This is a genomic window from Mycobacterium sp. 1245499.0 (assembly GCF_001673615.1).
GTDB classification, from domain to species: Bacteria; Actinomycetota; Actinomycetes; order Mycobacteriales; family Mycobacteriaceae; genus Mycobacterium; species Mycobacterium europaeum_A.
The window spans coordinates 1-3,560 of sequence record NZ_LZMG01000208.1 but is presented as its reverse complement, the minus strand read 5'-3'; the positions used below and the strand labels follow the sequence as shown (position 1 = coordinate 3,560).

Sequence of the window (3,560 nt, the reverse complement as noted above, 5' to 3'; positions counted from 1 at the left end):
CCTCGGCGACCAGGCCGGCGACGCCGAGTTCGACGAACAGCGCCGCCACCGGGCGTGACGAGCCGAGCCCGAAGTTCTTGCCGGCCAACACGATATCGCCGGGGGAGACGTCGTCGGTCCAGCCGGGCCGCACCTCGTAGAAGATGTGCTTGGCGGCCTCGGCCGGATCCATCTTCATGGCGAACGCCGGATACATGGCGTCGGTGTTCAGGTTGTCGCCGAACACCCATACCTTGCCGCTGAAGCGCAGTGTCATGCGGTCACACTCCTCGGGTCGCTGATGTAGCCGGTGACCGCGGATGCGGCGACGGTGGCCGGGGAGGCCATAAAGATTTCGGCCTCGTTGCTGCCCATGCGCCCGGTGAAGTTACGGGTGCTGGCCGTGATGCAGACCTCGCCGGGCCCCACCACACCCATGTGGTAGCCGAAGCAGGCGCCGCAGGTGGAGTTGGTGACGACGGCGCCGGCGTCGGCGAGGTCCTGAAGGTAGCCGCGACGCATGGCCTCGCGGTACACGGCCTGGGACGCGGGCGTGATCAGCAGCCGCACGCCCGGCGCAACGGTCTTGCCGCGCAACACCTGCGCGGCGATCTGCAGGTCCTCGAGTTGTCCGTTGGCGCAGGAACCGATGAAGGCCTGATCGATTTTCTGTCTGCCCAATCGTGATACCGGCGATCCGTTGCGGCTGACGGTGCCCGGCCGCGCCACGTACGGTTCCAGCGCCGCCAGGTCCACTCGCCGCACGTCCTGATAGGCGGCATCGGAATCCGGTGAGACGGCCTCGAATCCGGTGACGCCGCGTTCGGCGAGGAACGACGCCAACACATCGTCGGGCTCGAATGTGCTGAAATCGGCCGACACCTCGGCGCCCTGCGTCGCGATGGTCCGCCGGTCGTGCATCGGGATGCCGGCCAGGCCGGGCCCGCCGAATTCGAGGTTCTGATTGGGCGCATCGCCGTACTCGTTGGCGATGTGCAGGAAGATGTCCTTGCCGCTCACCACGTCCGGCTTGGCGCCGTCGAATTCGTAGCGGATCGTCGGCGCGACCTGGAACCACGTGGAGCCGGTGCACATGATCGAATAGATCTCGGCGGGACCCAGGCCACGGGCGGCGGTGTTGTACGCGCCGGCCGCACAGGTATGTGAGTCGGTGCAGGCCAACAGTTCTCCCGGGCGCGCCAAGCCGTTCTCGGCGATCACCTGATGGCAGATGCCGTGGCGGCCGACGTCGTAGAAGCGCTCGATGCCGAAGTCGGCGACGAAGCTGCGGGCGTGCTGACCGCCCTCGGCGTCCTTGATGGTCGGGGCGGGCACGGCGTGATCCATGATCACCGCGAGCTTGTCGGGATCGTGAATTCGGTTGGGCTGTATCCACATGGTGCCGAACTGCAGGTCGATCAGGACGGTCATGTCCACGTCGACCACGACGGTGTCACCCGGGGCCACCGAGTCCAACCCGGCCTTGCGGGCGAAGATCTTTTCGATGACGGTCATGCCCATGAGCGGTCCCCGATCTGTGCGTACTTGTCGTCGAGCGCCCGCCATTGCGCCATGCCCACCAGGTTGAAGAAGTCTTCCGGGGAGCTCGGCAGCTGGGCGGCGAGGTCGGTGCCGTTGAGTTCGCACAGGCTCTGCAGCATGGCGAACGTCGTCTGCATCAACAGATTGCTCGGATGGATGGCGATCGCGTAACCCAACTCCTGCAGGCGCGACGCCGACTGCAACGGTGTGAGGCCGCCGAGCACCAGGTTGATCAGCAGGGGGGCGTCCACTTCGGCTGCGATGCGCTCGATTTCGCCGACGTCCTGCGGCGCCTCGACGAAAATGATGTCGGCCCCGGCTTGTGCGTACCGGTTGGCGCGCTCGATCGCGGCGTCCAGCCCGAGTGGGCCGCGCGCGTCGGTGCGGGCCACCACCAGCAGGTTGTCGTCGGATCTGGCATCCAGTGCGGCCGCCAGCGTCCGTTCGAACACCGTCGCGTCGACGACCTGCTTGTCCGGCAGGTGCCCGCAGCGTTTGGGAAATACCTGGTCCTCCAACTGGATGGCGGCCACCCCGGCCGCGTCGTAGGAACGGACGGTGCGCACCACGTTCATGGGTCCGCCATAGCCGGTATCGGCGTCGGCGATCAGCGGCACGTCGCCCAGGGCGTCGGTGACCATCGCGACCCGATCGGCCATTTCCGTCGCGGTGACCAGGCCGATGTCGGGCAGTCCGAATCCCGACGCGGCCACACCGGCGCCGGTCAGATATGCCGCGACGTGTCCGGTCCGTCTGGTCAGGTGTGCCGATATTCCGTCGAAAACGCCCGGCGCGACGATCAATTCGCGCTTGTTCAACAATTCTTTGAGCCGAGAGCGGGCCGGTGTTGTCGCCATCCGAGTCCTTTCAGTCCAGTGCGCCCGCGACGGGGCCGGCGAGCACATCGATGAGGTCGTTGATGTCGGTCAGGTCGTCGAGCCCGGTCACCGCGCGCTCGATCGCCGCGGCGCGGCCGCGACTGGTGACCCGGTCGGCCAGGGCGTGGAACTTGGCCACCAGTTCGTCGTTGGTGACCGGATCGTCGGGCGCGCCGTGCGGCAGGGCGACGCGCGCACGGTGCACGGTTCCATCCCGGGTGGTCACCGCGAGGTCGGTGCGGAACTTCTCGGTGATGCCGGCGTCGGCCAGCGATTCGTCGAGGTGCACCGTGGTGGCCGCGATCAGTGACCAGATGTCGTCGGCATCAAGGCGCGCGGGGGTGAACTGTTCGGGCAGCACGTTGCCGTCGAGCAGCGCGGCCGCGGTGGCGTACCCGATGTTCATCTGGGCCCCGATCGGGGGGAGCGGGCGCTGCGGCTGCCACCACCCGTGCTTGTACACGGTCTCCCCGACGGTGATGTCGACCGACGAGATATCTTCCGGTGCAATCGAATTCCGCAATTCCCGGGCGGCGTCGATGGCGCCGTGCAGCCCACCCATCGCCGCATAGGATTTGACCATGATGACGGTGGTCTCCCAGCGCTGGCCGAGCTCGCCGGTCAGCGCCGCGGCATCCGGGTTGTGGCCCTCACCGAAAACGCTGAGGAAGCCGCCGTATTCGCGCTCGAACACCCGCTTGATTCCGGTGTAACCACCGGCCGCCAGACCCGCAGCGTAGAAGCCGTTGCGGGCGGCCAGGCCGTGGTGCATGCGTTTGCTCATCGCTTCGTATTGAGCGGCCATCAAACCCGCCGACTGGGTTGCGGCCAAACCCAGGGCGTCCTCCAGCTGCGCCGGTGGCAGGCCGCGCAATTTGCCGGACGCCATTGCCGCCGAATGGGTGCCGAAGACGGGTCCCGAATGCCATCCGCGGTCCAGCATTTGGGTGCCGTGCAGGGTGTAGCCGACGCGCGGACCCACCTCGAACCCGACGATGGCCGCCAGTGCCAGGTCGGCCCCGGTCGTCGGCACCGGGCGTGTCGACGCCGTCGACAGCAGCGCCGGGATGAGCAGCGAGCAGCTGTGCAGCGGGGCCAGCGGATGGAAATCGTCGAGTTCGAAACCCTGGATGAACGTGCCGTTGAGCACCGCGGCCGCGG

3 protein-coding genes and 1 pseudogene are annotated in these 3,560 nt (G+C 67.4%); all 4 read right to left on the bottom strand.

Features of this window, described 5'->3' with window-relative positions; translation table 11 throughout:
* A pseudogene (locus A5646_RS11860) lies at window positions 1–256 on the bottom strand (3-isopropylmalate dehydratase); the annotation flags it as partial.
* Window positions 253–1,500 carry an aconitase/3-isopropylmalate dehydratase large subunit family protein gene (locus A5646_RS11855; protein WP_066877441.1) on the bottom strand — a complete coding sequence of 416 codons (1,248 nt, stop codon included), beginning with the start codon at window positions 1,498–1,500 and terminating at the stop codon, window positions 253–255. The gene A5646_RS11855 and the pseudogene A5646_RS11860, both read right to left, overlap by 4 nt.
* Window positions 1,491–2,378 carry an oxaloacetate decarboxylase gene (locus tag A5646_RS11850; RefSeq protein ID WP_067021838.1) on the bottom strand — a complete coding sequence of 296 codons (888 nt, stop codon included), beginning with the start codon at window positions 2,376–2,378 and terminating at the stop codon, window positions 1,491–1,493. The genes A5646_RS11855 and A5646_RS11850 overlap by 10 nt, the downstream gene beginning before the upstream one ends.
* 10 nt (window positions 2,379–2,388) lie before the next feature.
* A partial coding sequence (locus A5646_RS11845; protein WP_067021836.1) for an MmgE/PrpD family protein occupies window positions 2,389–3,560 on the bottom strand: 1,172 nt, incomplete at its 5' end.

Bases quoted from the DNA above. Each gene is read 5' to 3' on its own strand.
- A5646_RS11855 (WP_066877441.1), bottom strand. From the start codon at position 1,500: ATGGGCATGACCGTCATCGAAAAGATCTTCGCCCGCAAGGCCGGGTTG.
- A5646_RS11850 (WP_067021838.1), bottom strand. From the start codon at position 2,378: ATGGCGACAACACCGGCCCGCTCTCGGCTCAAAGAATTGTTGAACAAG.